Below are 18,526 nucleotides of genomic sequence, written 5' to 3'. Positions count from 1 at the left end.
TTTGGCACGCTGTTGAGTTCTCAAGGAACGGACGCTTCCTTCGTACTCACCCTCTCGGGCTTTCCTCCGGGCGCTTCCCTTCGGTATTTCGTGTTTCCAGCCTAGCAGATCCAATTTCTTGTTTCTGCCACCCGCTGGAGCGGGCTTTTCGCTTTCCGGCCTTATTGGCTTTCCGGCGATTCAGACTCTAGCAAGTCTTTTCCGTCTTCCTGACCACCGTCTCCGCAGCATGCGGAGTCAGAAATCCAGGTTAGGATCGGGACTTGGTAGGCGCCGCCGACCGCCGAATCACAGTGCTGTGATGGGGTCAGGCAGGAGTACGACAGTACAGGCCACCGGGAGTTGAGGCAAATCGTTTCCGGTGTGCACCTAGGTCCGTCAACCGTCACCTGTCGTGCGGAACTAGGACTTCTTATGACTTACCCTTCTGAACAGTACGCCGTCCAGGACAGGTAGTGACGGCGACACTTGAAGCTCCGCCCCTGGGAGGCTCCCCATGACTAGCGTGACGTCCCCACTTGCCGGACAGGCCATCGGGCTCGCTGCAGTGCCCGACCCCGTCTTCTCCGGCGCGATGGTGGGCCCCGGCACCGCTATTGATCCCGTTCGTGAGCCGTCGGCGGCCGTGGCGCCCGTGGACGGCGTCGTTGTGTCCCTGCACCCGCACGCCTTCGTCGTCGTCGACGACGAAGGGCACGGTGTGCTGACGCACCTCGGAATCGACACCGTTCAGCTCAACGGCGAGGGCTTCACGCTCCTCGTCAACAAGGGCGACACCGTGACGCGCGGCCAGGAGGTCGTGCGCTGGGACCCGGCCGCCGTCGAGGCCGCCGGCAAGTCCCCCATCTGTCCCATCGTGGCTCTCGAGGCCACCACTGACTCCCTCGCCGGCGTCGTCGACAGCGGTGACGTCAAGGCCGGCGACGCGCTGTTCAGCTGGCAGTGACGCCCGCGCCGCCGCGACGGCGCGCTGGACGGACAACAACGGCGGCGGCCGAGACCGCCGCGACTATCGGAGACGGGTGAGATGGAGACAACGCTGCGAGGCGTCGGCGTGAGCCACGGTGTGGCGATCGGCGAGGTACGGCACATGGGCACGGCGGTCCTCGAACCGCCGGCCAAGCAGATTCCGGCGTCGGAGCACGAGCGCGAACAGGGGCGCGCTCGCCAGGCGGTGGAAGCTGTGGCGGCCGACCTGATGGCGCGTGGCAATCTGGCCGGCGGTGAGGCGCAGGCCGTGCTCGAGGCCCAGGCGATGATCGCCCAGGACCCGGAGCTGATGTCCGATGTCGACCGGCGCATCGTCGTCGGCAGCACCGCCGAGCGCGCCGTGTACGACGCGTTCTCGCACTACCGCGAGCTGCTCGCGGGTGCCGGTGAGTACATGGCGGGACGCGTCGCCGACCTCGACGACGTGCGGAACCGGATCGTGGCGCGTCTGCTCGGCGTGCCGATGCCGGGTGTGCCGGACAGCGACGAGCCGTACGTGCTCATCGCGCGGGACCTCGCGCCCGCCGACACGGCGCTGCTCGACCCGGCCCTGGTGCTGGGCTTCGTGACCGAGGAGGGCGGGCCGACCAGCCACAGCGCCATCCTGGCGCGGGCGCTCGGTGTTCCGGCGATCGTGGCACTGCCGGGCGCCGGTGAGCTGGCCGAGGGCACGCTCGTCGCCGTGGACGGCAGCACGGGCGAGATCTTCGTCGACCCGAGTGTGGAGAAGCAGGCCGAGCTCGAGCGGGCGGCCGCCGAGCGCAAGGCGGCGCTGTCCGCCTCGTCCGGTCCGGGCGCCACCTCGGACGGCCACAAGGTTCCGCTGCTGGCCAACGTCGGCGGTCCCGCCGACGTTCCGGCCGCGGTGGAAGCGGGCGCCGAGGGCGTCGGTCTGTTCCGTACCGAGTTCCTCTTCCTCGACGACTCCGCCAAGGCGCCGTCGGAGGAGAAGCAGGTCGAGGCGTACCGCAAGGTTCTCGAGGCGTTCCCCGAGGGGCGCGTCGTGGTGCGGGTGCTGGACGCGGGCGCCGACAAGCCGCTCGACTTCCTGACCCCGGCCGACGAGCCGAACCCGGCGCTCGGCGTGCGGGGTCTGCGCTCGCTGCTCGACCACCCCGAGGTGCTGCGCACGCAGCTGACCGCGCTGGCCAAGGCCGCCGCGGGTCTGCCCGTGTACCTCGAGGTCATGGCGCCGATGGTGGCCGACCGTACGGACGCGAAGGCCTTCGCCGACGCGTGCCGGGAGGCCGGGCTGCAGGCGAAGTTCGGCGCGATGGTCGAGATTCCCTCCGCCGCGCTGCGGGCCCGCTCGATCCTGCAGGAGGTCGAGTTCCTGTCGCTGGGCACCAACGACCTGGCGCAGTACGCCTTCGCCGCCGACCGGCAGGTCGGCGCGGTGTCCCGGCTCCAGGACCCGTGGCAGCCCGCGCTGCTCGACCTGATCTCGCTGTCCGCCGAGGCCGCCAAGGCCGAGGGCAAGAGCTGTGGTGTGTGTGGCGAGGCCGCCTCCGATCCGCTGCTGGCCTGTGTCCTGACCGGGCTGGGTGTCACCAGCCTGTCGATGGGTGCGGCGTCCATTCCCTACGTGCGGGCGACGCTGGCGAAGTACACGCTGGCCCAGTGCGAGCGTGCGGCGTCCGCGGCGCGTGCCGCCGACACCGCGGAGGACGCGCGCAAGGCCGCCCAGGCGGTGCTGTCCGGGGAGTGACCGGGCGGTCGTGAGACCGGTGTGAGAGGGGCTTCCCGTCGCGGTGCGGCGGGGAGCCCCCCTTTTCTTTGTCCGTGGTCTCCTGCCCGGTCCCCGGTCCTGCGTCGCTTCAGTGGTGGGAGTCGGGCTGGTCGACGGGGAAGCCGGGGCGGTACTCCGCGTCGGGTTCCGGGGCGAGCGGGTCGCCGGTCTCGGCGTCGGTGCAGTACGCGCTGAAGACCTCGCCCGCCGTCAGCGGGTCGAGCCGGCCCTGGTGCAGGCGCCAACCGTGCAGTCGGTCGGGGACTCCCGATTCAGTCGTACGGAGTACCAGTCCGCCCGCGCTGTGCCGGGCGATGCCGGACGCCAGGACCGTCACGAACTCGGCCGCTTCGGTCTCGTCGAGGCGTACGGGGTCGAATCCCGTCCGCTCCGCGTGCAGGACGGCGATGAGTTGCTGCTCCTGGGCCGGGATGCTGCACACCAGGTGGTGGATGCCCGGGCCGGCTGCTTCCAGGAGGCTCAGGAGCAGGTGCGAGGCGCTGTCGAAGGCCGCCCGGCCGATGTCCTGACCGCATTCGGCGCACTCCCCCGCCTCGGCCAGGAGCAGCGTCGCGTACTCCCAAGTGGCTTTGCGGACCGCCTTGTTGATGAGCTGCGGCACCAGGCTGTCGATGGGCTGGCCCGCGTAGGCCACGCAGGCGCCGCCCGCGGCCAGTTCGGCCGTGAAGCGGGTGCGGCTGTCCGCGGTGTCCGGGTCCAGGCCTCTGGAGGCGCAGAACTCGGTGAACTCGTCCGGGTCGAAGAGGGCGACCGTGGTGTGCGCTCCCTGGGCTGCCAGGGCGCGCAGGAGTCCTTCGACCTGTCGGAGGTAGGCCGTGTGGTCGTCGAAGACGAAGGATCGGTATCTCGTCATGGCCGTGAAGTCGTGCGCGTCGGCGATCAGGCCGACGGTGCTCGGCATTTCACGGCGGAGTGTGCGACGGATGGCTCTGATGTGTTGGGCGTGCGCCATGTTTCCCCCTGAGCACGGTGTCGATCAATGCTCACTCACCGTAACCGAAGCCACTGACAGTGCCGTCCGCCGTGGTCGCGGCTGGACGAGGCGGTGCTGGACCAGGCACGTTCCGGCGATGACGGTGCCGAAGGTGAGCCAGCCGGCCGGGCCGGTCGCGATGGCCGCGGTGACGGCGAGGGGCCCGATGCTGCGCTGGACCGACTGGGCCAGACCGTGCACTCCGAGGTAGGCGCCCTGTGCCGCGTCGGGCGCGAGGGCGATCGAGAGTTCCCAGGAGATGGTCGCGTGGATGATCTCGGCGAGCGTGAAGGCGGCCGTCGCGATCAGGAGGAAGGCGGTGGCGAGCGCGGCGCCGTGCGCCGCGGAGGCCGCGATGGCCACGCCCGCCAGCGCGAAGATCGCACAGAGCGGGAACAGGAGCCGCCGGGCCGCCGCGGTGGTGGCGCCGAAGTGGGCGAGGGGCACCTGGAGGGCGACCACCATCACGTTGTTGAGCACCATGAGCAGCGGGACGAGGCCGTGCGGGGCATCGGTGGCGTGGACGGTCCAGAGCGGGAGGCCGACCTTGAACACCGCGTCGTCCAGGAAGAGGACGGTCTCGGTGGCCACGAAGGCCAGGTAGCGGCGGTCGCGCCAGGGGTTGGTCGGGTTCGGCCGGGCCGCACGGTCGCCGGACCTGGCGACCGTGCGGGAGGGGGACGGCGGTTCGGCGCAGAGCGCGGTGATGAGGGCGGAGCCGACGAACGAGAGGGCGTTGCCCGCGAGGAGCCACTGGTAGGCGGAGACCGAGCCGACGGCCAGGGCGCCTGCCGCCGCGAGGCCGCCCACGGCCCAGCCCGCGTTGGCGACGGTGCGGCTGACGGCCTGGTAGCGGACGCGGTCGGGGCCGGCGATGCGGGCCGCGTACAGCTTGGTGAGGACGTTGGCCGAGCGGTCGCCGAAGCTTCCCACGGAGGCGATGAGGAGCAGGAGGGCGAAGTTGTCGGTGGTCAGGAGCGCGAACGCGGCGACGGCGCGCAGGGTTTGGAGGCCGACGAGGACGCGGGTGAGGGGCAGTCGGTCGGCGATGCGGCCGCCGATGGGGGCGCCCGCGATGCCGACGGCACCGGAGGCGGCGACCAGGGTGCCGATCTGGGCGAGCGAGAGTCCGGCGACGTAGGTGAAGTAGAGGACGGAGACGGCTTCCCACAGGCCGCTTCCGGTCCGGTCGACGAAGGCGACCGACAGCATCCGGCGGCCGTCGAGGCCTCCCGGGACGCGTTCCCACAGCGCTGCCCTGCGGCGGCTCCAGCTCATTGCTCCCCCTTGACCGACTTTATGTATTGGTACAGAATCACTTACGTGGCAGCACAATATTCGATCTCTGGTACGACAGCCAAGGGGATTGCCGCGTCCGTCGAGCGCGCGGTCGCCGACGGGGGCCTGGGCCCTGGCGACGCCCTCCCTCCGGTGCGCAGGCTGGCCGACGAGCTCGCGGTGAGCCCCGGCACGGTCGCCACCGCCTACAAGGAGCTGCGCGGGCGCGGTGTCGTCGTCACGCGCGGACGCGGGGGAACCGTGGTGGCCGCGGCGCCGGCCGTCGCTTCCCGCAGACCGCCCAAGGTCCCCGAGGGGCTGCGGGATCTCGCGGGCGGCCACCCGGACGCGGCGTTCCTGCCGGATCTGCCGGGTCTCGTCGCGCCGTCGACGGGCCCCCGCTCCCACCGGTCCACGCCGCGGCTGCCCCAGCTGGAGGAGCGCGTGCGGGCCTGGTTCGCGGGAGACGGGGTGCCGTCCGAGCACGTGACGTTCGCCCACGGCGCGCTCGACTGCGTCGCACGGCTGCTGACCACGGAGCTGCGGCCCGGGGACGCGGTGGCCATGGAGGATCCCGGCTACCACCACCTGCTCGATCTGCTCCACGCCATGGGGCTGCGCACGATCGCGGTCGCCGTGGACGACGAGGGCATGCGACCCCAGGCGCTGCGAGCGGCGCTGCGCGGCGGCGCGCGGGCCGTCGTGTGCAGTCCGCGGGCGCAGAACCCGTACGGGGGGCGGTTCTCCCGGACGCGCCGCGACGAGCTGGTCGAGGTGCTGCGGAAGGCGCCGGAGGTGCTGGTCATCGAGAACGACCACGCCGCCGAGATCGCCGGTGCGGAGCTCAACTCCCTGACCCAGGGCGGGCTTTCGCGGTGGGCCCAGGTGCGTACGGTCACCAAGTACCTGGGGACCGACCTGCGGTGGGCGGCCACCGCGTGCGATCCGGTGACGCTGGCGCGGCACGACGGACGGCTGCTGCTCACCTCGGGGTGGGTGAGTCACCTGTTGCAGGCTGCGGTGCTGGGCCTGCTGGACGATCCGTCGGCCCAGCTCCTGGTGGCGCGCGCGGAGGCCACGTACGGGGAGCGGCGCGCCGCTCTCGTCGACGAGCTGGCCCGGCGAGGGATCGCGGCGCACGGGGCGAGCGGGATGAACGTGTGGGTGCCGGTGCGCGATGAATCGGCGGTCGTCAACGGGCTGCGTACGCGCGGCTGGTGGGTGGCGGCGGGGGCCCGCTTCCGCATCGCCGCCGCGCCCGGCGTCCGCATCACCGTGGCCGGTCTGGACAGCTCGGAGGCGGGGGGGCTGGCCTCGGACTTCGCCGCTGTGCTGGGCGAGTCCGAGGCCACCTACGGGGGGTGACGCGGGGCCCGTCAGCCGCGCTTGCGGGCGATGTCCTCGTAGAAGCGGAGCAGGTCCAGGTTGTCGACCGAGCCGGGGTTGACGGCCTTGTCGAGGGCCGTGCCCTGCAGAAGGCGCTTCACGGGCACCTCGATGCGCTTGCCGGTGAGGGTGTGCGGGACACCCGGCGCCTCGATGATCTCGTCCGGGACGTGGCGGGGCGAGAGCTGCTCGCGGATCGCCCGCTTGATCTTCGTACGGAGCTCCTCGTCGAGGACCGCGCCCTCGGCGAGGTGGACGAACAGGGGCATCCAGTACCCGCCGTCCGGCTCTTCGAGGCCGATGACCAGGGACTCGCGGATCTCCGGAAGGCGCTCGACGACCTCGTAGATGTCGGCCGAACCCATGCGCACGCCCTGGCGGTTGAGGGTCGAGTCGGACCGGCCGTGGATGATCACCGAGCCGTGGTCGGTGAGGGTGATCCAGTCGCCGTGGCGCCACACCCCCGGGAACATGTCGAAGTAGCTGTCGCGGTAGCGGCTGCCGTCCGGGTCGTTCCAGAAGCGGATCGGCATCGACGGCATGGGGTTGGTGACGACCAGCTCGCCGACCTCCCCGACGACCGGCCTGCCCTGGGCGTCCCAGGCCTGGAGGTCGGTGCCGAGGCAGGGTGCCTGGAGCTCGCCGATGTGCACGGGGAGGGTCGGAACCGCTCCCGCGAAGCAGGAGCAGACGTCGGTGCCTCCGCTGACCGAGGCGATCCACAGGTCCTCGCGCACCTCGTCGTGGAGCCAGCGGAACCCGTCGGGCGGCAGCGGCGAGCCGGTGGTCGCCACGCAGGCGACGCGGGACAGGTCGAAGTCGCGGCCCGGGTGCACTCCGGCCTTGCGGCAGGCCATGACGTACGCGGCGGACGTGCCGAACAGGGTGGCGCCGGTGCGCTCCGCGACGCCCCACTGCGCGCCCGTGTCGGGGTACCCGGGGCTGCCGTCGTACAGCACGACGGTGGTGCCGGTGAGCAGGCCGGAGACGAGGAAGTTCCACATCATCCAGCCGGTGGAGGTGTACCAGAAGAAGCGGTCGCCGGGGCCGAGGTCGCAGTGCAGTCCGAGCTGCTTGAAGTGTTCGAGGAGGATGCCGCCCTGGGACTGCACGATCGCCTTGGGCAGGCCCGTGGTGCCGGAGGAGTAGAGCACCCACAGGGGGTGGTCGAAGGGCACTTGCTCGAAGACCGGCTCCTGGTCGCCCGCGGTGAGGGCGGACCATTCGAGGGCGCCTTCCGGGGCGGGCGTGCCGAGCAGCGGGATGTGCACGACGGCGCGCAGGGTGGGCAGTTCGCGGCGCAGTTCCGCGACGACGTCCGTGCGGTCGTGCTGCTTGCCGCCGTAGCGGTAGCCGTCGACGGTGAACAGGACGACGGGCTCGACCTGCTGGAAGCGGTCGAGCACGCTGCGGGCGCCGAAGTCGGGCGCGCACGAGGTCCACACGGCGCCGACGGCGGCGGCCGCGAGCAGCGCGGTGACCGCCTGGGGAACGTTGGGCAGATAGCCGCTCACGCGATCGCCGGGGCGCACCCCGAGGGCCCGCAACTCGGCTGCCAGCGAGCCGACTTGGCGGCGCAGCTCCGACCAGCTGATCCCGACCGGTTCCTGGCTCTCGTCGACGTGGAGCAGCGCCGGGTCCGCGGCCCGCGCCGGGTCCTCGGCGGTGCGCAGCGCGTGTTCCGCGTAGTTCAGGGTGGCGCCGGGGAACCACTGGGCGCCGGGCATCGTTCGATCGGTGAGGACGGCTTCGTACGGGGAGGAGAAGCGGATGTCGAACCATGCGGCGACGGCCTGCCAGAAGGTGTCGAGCTCGGCGACCGACCAGCGGTGGAGAGCCGGGTACCCGCCCTCGGCCGGTGCCCCGTAGCGCTCGGCCGCCCAGGCCTGGAAGCGGGTGATCCGCGCTCCGGCGATGCGGTCGGAGTCCGGCTGCCACAGGGGCGCGGGCTGCGGAGCGGGGTTCGCTGCTGAGGTCATGGGTCGGCTCCCGGGCTGTAACGCGTGGTGTGCGTGTTTCCCGCGCACACGCGAGGGGGTGTGCGCGTGAGGCGGCTGACAGGGACGATGCCATGTGATCGTCTTCCGCACCAGGGTTCCCCGCCCATAGTCGGATGCCGGGGCATGTGGTGCCGCCACGGGTGAACGGCAGTTGAACGAACCCCGCACAGGGCCGTCCGGGTGGCAGGGTGAGCTGCATGAACGGCGATGACCTGGTGCGCTCGGTGAAGGCGGTCGGTTCGGTGCGGGGGCTGCGGGCGATGCGCTCGGCCGTGCGGCGGCGCCGGGCGGACGCGCGGGACCTGCCCGCGCGGGGCCCGGAGCGGGCCCGGGTGCCGGGAGCCGTCACCGAGGCCGAGCCGAGTGCGGGCGGCGGTGTGGTGCGGTTCGCGCGCTCCGAGCTCGAGGTGCGGGTCGCGGCGGGCGGCGCGGTGTTCTGGGGCTGGGACGGGGCCGGGCCCGAGCCGTCCTACGCGCTGGGCGGCCGGGTGCCCGAGCCGGATCCCCGGGCGGTCCTCGAGCCGGACAAGGACGGCGGCTGGCGGGTCGTTTCCGAGCGGCTGACCGTGGTCATCTCCCGGCACGGCGCGGTGGACGTGTGCACGCCGGGCGGGGTGGTGCTGCGCCGGGAGCTGCCGCCGCGCTGGTGGGAGCCGGTCGGGGGCGGCCCGGCCCGCTGGTCGCAGCGGTCCGAAGTGGCCGCCGACGCGCGCTTCTTCGGACTCGGCGGGCGCGCCGCGGGGCCCCGGCTGCGGGACGGCGTCTACCGGCTGTGGAACACCGACCCCGGCGGCGCCTTCGTGCCCGGCGACGACCCGCTGTACATCACCATGCCCGTGCAACTGGTGGTCGCGGACGCGGGTACCCACCTCGCGTTCTACGACAGCACCTGGGACGGCCGGGTGGTGCTGCGCGAGGGCGAGGAGGGGGCCGGATCGGGGCACGACCGGCCGGGCGGCAGCGAGCTGCGCATGGACGGGGGTCCGCTGCGCTGCTGGGTGGTGGCGGGCACCCCGGCCCGCGTGCTCCAGGGCTGGACGGCGCTCACCGGCGCGCCCGCCCTGCCCCCGTCGTGGGCGCTGGGCCCCCAGCACGCGCGCTGGGGGTTCGGCAGCGACCGGGAGGTGCGGCGGATCGCGGCCGGGTACGCCGAGCGCGGTCTGCCCCTGTCGGCGCTGCACCTGGACATCGACCACTACGACGCCCACCAGGTCTTCACCGTCGACCCCGAGGCCTTTCCCGATCTGCCGCGGCTGGCCAAGGACCTGGCGGACGACGGCGTACGGCTGGTCTCGATCGTCGACCCCGCGGTCAGGGCGGACCCGGAGAACCCGGTCTACGCGAGCGGGCTCGCCGCCGGGGCCTTCGTCAAGGACGCCCGGGGGCACGAGGTGCGCGGCGAGGTGTGGCCGGGCGAGTGCGCCTACCCGGACTTCACCGACCCCCGGGCCCGCGCCTGGTGGGGCGGGCTCTACCAGGAGCGGCTCGACCAGGGGTTCGCCGGGGTGTGGCACGACATGAACGAACCGGTGTCGTTCGCGCCCGTCGGCGATCCGACGCTGCCCCGATCCGCACGGCACGACCTGGACGGGCACGGCGGCGATCACCGCGAGGCCCACAACGTGTACGGCCTCACCATGGCCCGCGCCGGATACGAGGGGCTGCGCAGACTGCGCCCCGACGAGCGGCCGTTCCTGTTCTCGCGCTCCGGCTGGGCCGGGATGCAGCGCTACGGCGGCACCTGGTCCGGCGATGTGACGAGCGGCTGGCCCGGTCTGCGCGCCTCGCTCTCCCTGGTGCTCGGCCTCGGCCTGTGCGGCGTGCCGTACTCGGGTCCTGACGTGGGCGGCTTCACCGGCAGCCCCTCGCCCGAGCTGTATCTGCGCTGGTTCCAACTGGGCGCCTGGCTGCCCCTGTTCCGTACGCACTCGGCGAAGTGGGCCGGGCGGCGCGAGCCCTGGGAGTTCGGCCCCAAGGTGCTGGAGAGCGCGCGGGCCGCGCTGGCCGAACGGGAACGGCTGCGCCCGTACTTCGTGACCCTGGCCCACCTGGCGCGGCTGACCGGGGCGCCCTATGTGCGCCCGCTGTGGTGGGGCGCGCCGTCCGACCGGGCGCTGCGCGACTGCGAGGACTCCTTCCTGCTCGGCGACGCGCTCCTGGTGGCCCCGGTCCTGGAGCCGGGCGCCGACCAGCGGGCGGTGCGGCTGCCGCGCGGACGCTGGTACGACACCACGACCGGCGAGGCCCACGACGGCCCGGGTCAGGTCCTGCTGAATGCGCCCCTGTCCCGGATCCCGGTGCTCGCGCGGGCGGGCTCGGTGATTCCGGTGCGGGGTGACGGGGGCGGCATCGAGCTGGAGGTGTGGGCGCCGGCCGCCGGGCGCACCGGGGGCGGGATCGTGGTCCGGGACACCGGGGACGGCTGGGAGCCGGCGCGGGCCGAGCGGTTCTCGACCCGGGTCGACCACGGCCGGGTGGTCGTGGAGCGGGTCGACGGCGGGGCCGGCCGCGAGGTCGGTTACCCGGTGCGGGTGCGGGGCGCGATCCGCTGAGCGCTCCCGTGCCGGGCCGGGGCACTGCGGCCGGGCGGCTCCGCCCGCCACGCCTCACCGGCTCGCCGCGACGCCGCTCAGCGGTACTGCCCCGCGAACCAGCCGCGTACCACCCGGGTGTGCAGCGGGAAGGCCAGCTCGGCCGGTTCCCGCAGCAGTTCCCAGCCGCCGCTCTCGTCGGTCGGCCGCGAGGGCGGCAGCACCTCGGCCGGGCACGGGGGCAACAGGCCGAAGAGCAGCAGGTGTTCGGGGGAGCTGAGGGCGTCCGCGAGACGGACCGCGACGGCCGGGGCCTCGATGCCGGTCTCCTCCCTGAGCTCGCGGACGACCGCGTCCTGCCAGCTCTCGCCGTGGTCGATGAACCCGCCGGGCAGCGCGCGGCAGCCCCGCCGGGGCTCGATGGTCCGGGTGATCACGACGAGGGCGGTGCCGCGCGCGTCGGTGACGGGCAGGAGCGCGACGGCGACCGGCAGCGGATTGCGGTACGCCACCGCGCCGCAGGCCGCGCAGGCTCTCGGCCAGGCGCTGTCCGCCGGGTACGGTGCTCCGCACGCACCGCAGTGGGAGTCCTTGAGGGGCTGCTTCGGGGTGGCGGTCACGCGCGGACTGTAGCCGACGGCCGCGGCCCCGGGGAGGGCCGTCCCGAGCGCCGACCACCCTTTCCCGACGACCGGTTGACCTGATGGAGGGTGTGCACATGACACGACGTACGGAACGACGAGACCCCGTCTCCCGGCGGACCCCGTCGCGGGCGCTGCGCGGGCTGGTCGCCGCCGCGGCGGCACTGCTCACCGTCACGGCCCTCTCCCCCACCGCGCACGCGGCGCCGGAGCCGAAGGCACCGAGGGCGTTCGTGGCGCTGAGCTCGGTCGACCCGTCGATCATCCAGGAGATGCGCTACATCACGCCGCACGACTTCGTGGGTGAGCCCATCGACGGGTACCGGCAGCCGCTGTGCATCCTGACCCGGCCCGCCGCCGAGGCGCTGCACCGGGCGCAGCTGAAGCTGCTGCGGCAGGGCTACTCCCTGAAGGTGTACGACTGCTACCGGCCGCAGCGGGCCGTCGACCACTTCGTGCGCTGGGCGAAGGACCTGGACGACGAGCGGATGAAGGCGGAGTTCTATCCGCGTGTCGACAAGTCGAGGCTGTTCGCGGACGGGTACATCGCCGAGAAGTCCGGGCACAGCCGGGGCAGCACGATGGACCTGACGATCGTGAAGCTGCCCGCCCTTCCCACCCGTCCCTACCGCCCCGGGCAGCCGCTCGTGGCCTGCTACGCCCCGAAGAAGGAGCGGTTCCCCGACAACTCCGTCGACATGGGCACCGGTTTCGACTGCTTCGACACCCTGGCGCACACCGACGATCCGCGCGTCCAGGGCGCGCAGCGGGCGAACCGGCGGTTCCTCAGGAGCACCCTGGAGGCGCAGGGCTTCGTCAACCTGCCCGAGGAGTGGTGGCACTTCACGTACCGGCCGGAGCCGTTCCCCGACACCTACTTCGACTTCCCCGTGGCCTGGCGCTCGGTGGCCGGGCACTGAGGCGACCCACCGTTCCGGTTCGCCGGGGCGAGCCCGGCCCTCGCCCGTTCCCGGCCGGTACGGGCGCGGCCGGGCCGTGTTCCGGTTGGGGGTCGAGCGGGTGTCCGGAGCCACCCCCGTCGGTCCCGGGCACCCGCTCTGTCTTCTCGGACGCGAAGCAGGCGTATCCGGTTCTCCGAGGAGCGATTAGGTTCTGGCCCATGACACAGCCGACGTTCGCTTCGTACGAGGAGTTCTGGCCCTACTACGTGGCCATGCACTCCCGGGCCGCCACCCGGTGGGTCCACCTCACCGGCACCCTCACGGGGCTCGCGATCAGCGCCTACGGGCTCGCCCGCGGGCGCAAGCGGTACGCGCTGGCCCTGCCGCTCATCGGGTACGGGACCGCCTGGCCGGCCCACTGGTTCATCGAGCGGAACAACCCGGCCACCTTCGGCCACCCCGCCTGGTCGCTGCGCGGCGACCGGCAGATGATCCGGATGATGCTGGCCGGACGCGACCACGAGCTCGGCGAGATCGCCGCCAAGTGGCTCGCCGAGAACCGCTGAGCCCGCATCCGCCGACCGCCCCTCCCCAACTCCCCCGGCCCGTGGCACACTTCTGACGTTCCGTCAGAAGTGAGTGCCGGGAGGGGCCTTGACCGAAGCACGCACCCGCACGCCTGTGGTCACGGGATGGTTCACGGACACCGAGGGACCGGACTTCCGGCTGCTCGGCACCCGCTGCACCGCCTGTGCCGGTGTCTTCTTCCCGCGCGAGGACTCCTTCTGCCGCAATCCCGCCTGTGCGGGCGGCGAGCTGGAGGAGGTGCCCCTCTCCCCGCGCGGCCGGGTGTGGTCGTACACCGACGGCCGCTACCGCCCGCCCGCTCCCTATGTGTCCGACCCGCACATTGCCTGGGAGCCCACCACGCTCGTCGCGGTCGAGCTGGCGGCCGAGCGGATGATGGTGCTCGGGCAGGCCGCGCCCGGGGTGCGCACCGCCGATCTCGCGGTGGGCACGGAGGTCGAGGTGGTGCCCGGAGTCCTGAACGAGGACGCGGAGACCACCTGGACGACCTGGCACTGGCGGCCCGTGGAGGTGACCCCATGAGCGAGGACATCGCGGTCCTGGGCGCCGGAATGCACCCGTGGGGCAAGTGGGGCCGGAGTTTCGTCGAGTACGGGACGGTCGCGGCCCGCGCGGCGCTCGCCGACGCCGGGGTCGACTGGAGGGACGTGCACGCCGTGGTCGGCGCGGACACCGTGCGCGGCGGCTACCCGGGCTACGTGGCGGGCGCGACCTTCGCCCGGGCGCTCGGCTGGCAGGGTGCGCGGGTGACCAGCGTGTACGCGGCCTGCGCCTCCGGCGCGCAGGCGATCAACGCGGCGCGGGCGCAGATCCTGGCCGGGATGGCGGACGTGGTGCTCGTGGTGGGCGCCGACGCCGCGCCGAAGGGGTTCTTCGCACCGCCCGGGGGCGAGCGGCCCGACGATCCGGACTGGCTGCGCTTCCGGGTGCTCGGCGCCACGAACCCGGCCTACTTCGGCCTCTTCGCCCGCCGCCGCATGGCCCTGCACGGCGATTCCGTCGACGACTTCGCGCAGGTCAAGGTGAAGAACGCGGCGGCGGGCGCGCTCAACCCCAACGCCCGCTACCGCAAGGCCGTCAGCGCCGAGGAGGTCGCCGCCTCCGCCGTCGTCGCGGACCCGCTGCGCCTGCTCGACATCTGCGCCACCTCGGACGGAGCCGCCGCGCTCGTCCTGACCAGCATGGACTTCGCCCGCCGCCACGGCGCCCCCGACCCGGTGCGCATCCGCGCGGTCTCGACGGTCACCCCCACCTATCCCCGGACGGCCCTCGACCTGCCCGACATCGCGACCGACTCGGCGGCCGCCGTCGAGCCCTCGCCGCACTCCTTCCGGGCGTCCATCGCACGGGCCGCCTACGAAGAGGCGGGCATCGGGCCCGAGGACCTGTCACTGGCGGAGGTCTACGACCTGTCCACCGCCCTGGAGCTGGAGTGGTACGAGGACCTCGGGCTGTGCGGCACAGGTGAGGGGGCCAAGCTCGTACGGGAGGGGGCCACCGCGCTCGGGGGGCGGATCCCGGTCAACACCAGTGGCGGATTGGCGTCGTTCGGGGAAGCCGTGCCCGCCCAGGCCATCGCCCAGGTCTGCGAGCTCACCTGGCAGCTGAGGGGCACCGCGGGCGCGCGTCAGGTTCCCGGCGCCCGGGTCGCCATCACCGCGAACCAGGGCTTGTTCGGACACGGCTCCTCGGTGGTGGCGGTGCGCTGAAGCGACCCGCCCGATCACGTGGTCAGGTACTGGGCGTCCGGAACGCGGCCGCCCGTACCCGCCGTCCGGCGGGCCAACAGGCCGTGCTGTCGGCGACCTTGACGGTCCATCACGGCCGGTGAACACTTCCCGTTGTCTCTCGGCGTCACCGTCTTCCAACTCCCGGTCGCGTGGCAGGCGCGCGGCTCCGCGGCGCCGCCCGCACGGCTGACCGCGCCGACGAGGCATGCTCGAAGCGACGCCGGCCGGCGTCCGGGTTCCCCCGCGGCCGGTCTCGCCGCCATGGGAAGCGCGCACCGTGCACGGAGACCGGGGCACACCCCGGGCGAGGGCCTAGGAGCCGCCATGAGCAACGGGGACATCTTCGTCGGGGAAGTCATCGGCACATCGATCCTGGTCCTGTTCGGGGCCGGGGTCTGCGCCGCCGTCACCCTCAAGCACTCCAAGGCCAGGGCGGCCGGGTGGGTCGTCATCGCCTTCGGCTGGGGTTTCGGCGTGCTCGCCGGGGCGTACACGGCGGGACCGCTCTCGGGCGGTCAGCTCAACCCGGCCGTCACGATCGGCATCGCGATCGACACCGGCAGCTGGGGCAAGGTGTGGGTCTACCTCTGCGGCGAGCTGGTGGGTGCCGTGCTCGGCGCCGTCCTCGCCTATCTCGCCTACTTCGCGCAGTTCCAGGCCAACGCCGACCAGGACGAAGCGCTGGAGACGCTCGGCATCTTCTCCACCATCCCGGAGCTCAGGAACCCGGTCGCCAACCTGGTCACGGAGATCATCGCGACCGTCGGGCTCGTCCTGCCGGTCCTCTCCTTCGGCAACACCAAGGGGCTCGGCGAATCCGGTGTCACGGTGCTCGTCGTGGCCCTGCTCGTGGTCGGCATCGGCCTCTCGCTCGGCGGTCCCACGGGGTACGCCATCAACCCGGCACGCGACCTCGGGCCGCGCATCGTGCACGCCCTGCTGCCGATCCCCAACAAGGGGACGTCCGACTGGAGTTACGCCTGGATCCCGGTGGTCGGCCCGCTGATCGGCGGGGCCCTGGGCGGCCTCATCCACCACGCAGCCTTCTGACCCGCAGCCTTGAGAACGAGGGGTAGCCATGACGGACAGGTTCGTCGCCGCGATCGACCAGGGAACCACCTCCAGCCGCTGCATCATCTTCAACCAGGACGGGGCGATCGTCGCCGTCGACCAGCGCGAACACCGGCAGATCTTCCCCAAGCCCGGCTGGGTGGAGCACGACGCCGCCGAGATCTGGTCCAAGGTGCAGGCCGTGGTGGCGGGCGCGCTCGCCCGGGCCGGGCTGCGCGCCGAACAGCTCAGCGCGCTGGGCATCACCAACCAGCGTGAGACGACGGTCCTCTGGGACCGGGCGACCGGCAAGCCCGTGCACAACGCGATCGTCTGGCAGGACACCCGGACCTCCGCCCTCTGCCACGAACTGGGCGGCAGCGACGGGCAGGACCGGTTCCGCGAGGCCACCGGGCTGCCGCTGGCGAGCTACTTCTCCGGGCCCAAGGCCGCCTGGCTGCTGGACAACGTCCCCGGCCTGCGGACCCGCGCCGAGCGCGGCGAGATCGCCTTCGGCACCATCGACTCCTGGCTGATCTGGAACCTGACCGGCGGCACCTCCGGTGGCGTCCACGTCACCGACGTCACCAACGCCTCACGGACCTTGCTGATGGACCTGGAGACCCTGCAATGGGACCAGGAGATCCTCGCCGCGATGAACCTGCCCCGGGCCATGCTGCCCGAGATCAGGTCCTCGGCCGAGGTGTACGGCACGGCCGTCGGCCACGTCGCGGGCGTCCCGGTCGCCTCCGCGCTCGGCGACCAGCAGGCGGCGGTCTTCGGACAGGCCTGCTACGACACGGGGACCGCGAAGAACACGTACGGGACGGGCAGCTTCCTGCTCCTCAACACCGGCGCCCGGCCCGTGCCGTCCAAGAGCGGGCTCATCACCACCGTCGGGTACAAGATCGGCGAACAGGCTCCCGTCTACTGCCTGGAGGGCTCGATCGCGATCACCGGGGCCCTGGTGCAGTGGTTCCGGGACCAGCTCGGCATCATCCGCAGCGCGGACGAGATCGAGTCCCTGGCTGCGAGCGTCGACGACAACGGCGGGGCCTACATCGTGCCCGCCTTCTCCGGGCTCTTCGCGCCCTACTGGCGCTCCGACGCGCGGGGGGTCATCACGGGGCTGACCCGGTACGTCACGAAGGCGCACCTGGCCCGCGCGGTCCTGGAGGCGACGAGCTGGCAGACCCGCGAGGTCGTCGACGCCATGTTCCAGGACTCGGGTGTGCAGATCACGAGCCTGAAGGTGGACGGCGGGATGACCGTCAACAACCTGCTGATGCAGCACCAGGCGGACGTTCTCGGGGTCCCCGTGATCCGGCCCAGGGTGTCCGAGACGACCTGCCTGGGAGCGGCGTACGCGGCCGGGCTCGCCACCGGCGTGTGGTCGGACCTCGACGAACTGCGGGCGCACTGGCAGCGCGATGTGGAATGGTCTCCGCGTATGGAGGCCCCGGTCCGTGAGCGCGAGTACGCCCACTGGCGCAAGGCGGTGGAGCGCAGCCTCGGCTGGCACGAGGAGAGCGGCCGGTAGGCCCCGTGGACGCGCGGCCCGTACCCCGGTCGGTGGGGGTACGGGCCGCGCATCGGTCCGGCACCGTCAAGTGGTGGCGGGCTGACGGGACTTGGCCGACATCGCCATGGCGTGCTCGACCACCCCGACCAGGATCTCCTTGACGGACTCGCGGACCCGCGCGTCGCACATGAGGAGCGGCACCTCGGGGTCGAGGTCGAGCGCGGCGCGCACCGTGTCGGCGGGGTAACGGGTGGCGTCGTCGAAGCAGTTGACGGCGACGGTGAACGGGATGCCGCGCCGTTCGAAGTAGTCGATGCCGGCGAAGCAGTCCTCCAGGCGGCGGGTGTCGGCCAGGACGACCGCGCCGAGCGCGCCCTGGGCGAGCTCGTCCCACAGGAACCAGAACCGGTCCTGGCCCGGCGTGCCGAAGAGGTAGAGCACCAGGTCCTCGCGGAGCGTGATGCGCCCGAAGTCCATGGCCACCGTGGTGGTGCTCTTGGCCTCCACACCGGCGAGGTCGTCGACGGGGCGGCCCGCCTCGCTGAGGCGTTCCTCGGTGCGCAGGGGGCGGATCTCGCTCACCGCGCCGACCAGGGTGGTCTTGCCGACGCCGAAGCCGCCGGCGACGAGGATCTTGAGCGTCACCGGATCGACGTGCCGCTTCCTGCGGCTAGAGCGCCCGAAGGCCATTGATCACCTCGCGGAGAAGGGACTCGTCCGGCAGCTCGGCCGGCGGAACGGGTCGGGTTACGTGCACCAGGGCGTCGGCGACGAGATCGCCGACCAGGACCCGGACCACCCCGACGGGGAGGTCGAGCCCGGCCGCGAGTTCGGCGATCGACTGCGGGGTCTCGCCGCAGCGTTCGACGATCTCCACGTGCTCCGGGGAGAGCGTCTGGTCCCGGCCGGGGTCGTCCGCGGCCGGTTCCGGGACGACCACGGCGATGAGGTCGAGCCGGTGCTGGCCCTCGCTGGTGGTGCGGCCGCGCGTCATGGCGTACGGACGCACCACCGGGCCCGCGTCGTCGTCGAACCAGTGGTGGGGGGGGGGGGGGGGGGGGGGGGGGGGAAGGGGGGGGGGGGGGGGTGGGGGGGGGGGGGGGGGGGGGAGGGGGGAGGGGGGGGGGGCAGAGGTAATGGTGGGATTGTCACCGTGGCAAAGGGCGACCGCCAGAACGCCCCGGA

General features: G+C 72.6%; 16 protein-coding genes. 10 read left to right on the top strand and 6 right to left on the bottom strand.

Going from position 1 to position 18,526, the window contains the following annotated elements; genetic code table 11:
• Window positions 1-496 precede the first annotated feature (496 nt).
• Entirely contained in the window at window positions 497-946 is a 450-nt protein-coding gene (locus AC07F3_RS24890) for a PTS sugar transporter subunit IIA (protein ID WP_479116640.1), read from the top strand.
• Window positions 947-1,027: 81 nt separating this feature from the next.
• Window positions 1,028-2,698 carry a phosphoenolpyruvate--protein phosphotransferase gene (gene ptsP, locus AC07F3_RS24885; RefSeq protein WP_479116639.1) on the top strand — a complete coding sequence of 557 codons (1,671 nt, stop codon included), beginning with the start codon at window positions 1,028-1,030 and terminating at the stop codon, window positions 2,696-2,698.
• A 109-nt stretch (window positions 2,699-2,807) separates the two neighbouring features.
• On the opposite strand, the gene AC07F3_RS24880 is transcribed toward ptsP, so the two are convergent.
• On the bottom strand, window positions 2,808-3,641 hold the full coding sequence (locus AC07F3_RS24880; RefSeq protein WP_479116638.1) for a hypothetical protein: 834 nt from the start codon (window positions 3,639-3,641) through the stop codon (window positions 2,808-2,810).
• Window positions 3,642-3,716: 75 nt separating this feature from the next.
• A complete protein-coding gene (locus tag AC07F3_RS24875; protein WP_479116637.1) occupies window positions 3,717-4,991 on the bottom strand; it encodes an MFS transporter in 1,275 nt (424 codons plus the stop codon).
• Between the two features lie 45 nt (window positions 4,992-5,036).
• On the opposite strand from AC07F3_RS24875, the gene AC07F3_RS24870 reads away from it, so the two are divergent.
• Entirely contained in the window at window positions 5,037-6,356 is a 1,320-nt protein-coding gene (locus AC07F3_RS24870; RefSeq protein ID WP_479116636.1) for an aminotransferase class I/II-fold pyridoxal phosphate-dependent enzyme, read from the top strand.
• A gap of 11 nt (window positions 6,357-6,367) precedes the next feature.
• On the opposite strand, the gene AC07F3_RS24865 is transcribed toward AC07F3_RS24870, so the two are convergent.
• Window positions 6,368-8,356 carry an acetoacetate--CoA ligase gene (locus tag AC07F3_RS24865; RefSeq protein WP_479116635.1) on the bottom strand — a complete coding sequence of 663 codons (1,989 nt, stop codon included), beginning with the start codon at window positions 8,354-8,356 and terminating at the stop codon, window positions 6,368-6,370.
• Between the two features lie 218 nt (window positions 8,357-8,574).
• Here AC07F3_RS24865 and AC07F3_RS24860 point away from each other — a divergent pair, with 218 nt between their 5' ends.
• Window positions 8,575-10,929, top strand: a complete 2,355-nt coding sequence (locus tag AC07F3_RS24860; RefSeq protein WP_479116634.1) for a glycoside hydrolase family 31 protein — start codon at window positions 8,575-8,577, stop codon at window positions 10,927-10,929.
• Window positions 10,930-11,006: 77 nt separating this feature from the next.
• Here AC07F3_RS24860 and AC07F3_RS24855 read toward each other — a convergent pair whose 3' ends face one another.
• Window positions 11,007-11,528 (bottom strand): NUDIX domain-containing protein, encoded by a 522-nt coding sequence (locus tag AC07F3_RS24855; RefSeq protein WP_479116633.1) that lies wholly within the window; start codon window positions 11,526-11,528, stop codon window positions 11,007-11,009.
• Between the two features lie 98 nt (window positions 11,529-11,626).
• On the opposite strand from AC07F3_RS24855, the gene AC07F3_RS24850 reads away from it, so the two are divergent.
• The 6 genes from AC07F3_RS24850 to glpK all read left to right on the top strand — a co-directional run bounded on the left by AC07F3_RS24850 (window position 11,627) and on the right by glpK (window position 17,359).
• Window positions 11,627-12,469 (top strand): M15 family metallopeptidase, encoded by an 843-nt coding sequence (locus AC07F3_RS24850; RefSeq protein WP_479116632.1) that lies wholly within the window; start codon window positions 11,627-11,629, stop codon window positions 12,467-12,469.
• 200 nt (window positions 12,470-12,669) lie between these two features.
• The gene (locus AC07F3_RS24845; RefSeq protein WP_479116631.1) at window positions 12,670-13,017 is read left to right on the top strand and encodes an Mpo1-like protein; all 348 of its coding nucleotides are present in this window, start codon (window positions 12,670-12,672) and stop codon (window positions 13,015-13,017) included.
• 115 nt (window positions 13,018-13,132) lie between these two features.
• Window positions 13,133-13,561 (top strand): Zn-ribbon domain-containing OB-fold protein, encoded by a 429-nt coding sequence (locus AC07F3_RS24840; protein ID WP_479116663.1) that lies wholly within the window; start codon window positions 13,133-13,135, stop codon window positions 13,559-13,561.
• On the top strand, window positions 13,558-14,748 hold the full coding sequence (locus AC07F3_RS24835) for a lipid-transfer protein (RefSeq protein ID WP_479116630.1): 1,191 nt from the start codon (window positions 13,558-13,560) through the stop codon (window positions 14,746-14,748). Before AC07F3_RS24840 ends, AC07F3_RS24835 begins: the two co-directional genes overlap by 4 nt.
• Window positions 14,749-15,093: 345 nt before the next feature.
• Window positions 15,094-15,819, top strand: a complete 726-nt coding sequence (locus AC07F3_RS24830; RefSeq protein WP_479116629.1) for an MIP/aquaporin family protein — start codon at window positions 15,094-15,096, stop codon at window positions 15,817-15,819.
• Window positions 15,820-15,847: 28 nt separating this feature from the next.
• Window positions 15,848-17,359 (top strand): glycerol kinase GlpK, encoded by a 1,512-nt coding sequence (gene glpK / locus AC07F3_RS24825; protein WP_479116628.1) that lies wholly within the window; start codon window positions 15,848-15,850, stop codon window positions 17,357-17,359.
• Window positions 17,360-17,425: 66 nt separating this feature from the next.
• On the opposite strand, the gene AC07F3_RS24820 is transcribed toward glpK, so the two are convergent.
• On the bottom strand, window positions 17,426-18,031 hold the full coding sequence (locus AC07F3_RS24820) for a GTP-binding protein (protein ID WP_114038120.1): 606 nt from the start codon (window positions 18,029-18,031) through the stop codon (window positions 17,426-17,428).
• The gene (locus AC07F3_RS24815; RefSeq protein WP_479116662.1) at window positions 18,012-18,335 is read right to left on the bottom strand and encodes a DUF742 domain-containing protein; all 324 of its coding nucleotides are present in this window, start codon (window positions 18,333-18,335) and stop codon (window positions 18,012-18,014) included. Before AC07F3_RS24815 ends, AC07F3_RS24820 begins: the two co-directional genes overlap by 20 nt.
• Window positions 18,336-18,526: the final 191 nt, after the last annotated feature.

Source organism: Streptomyces sp. NPDC045846 (genome assembly GCF_056431605.1).
This window is presented reverse-complemented; position numbering and strand designations above follow the sequence as displayed.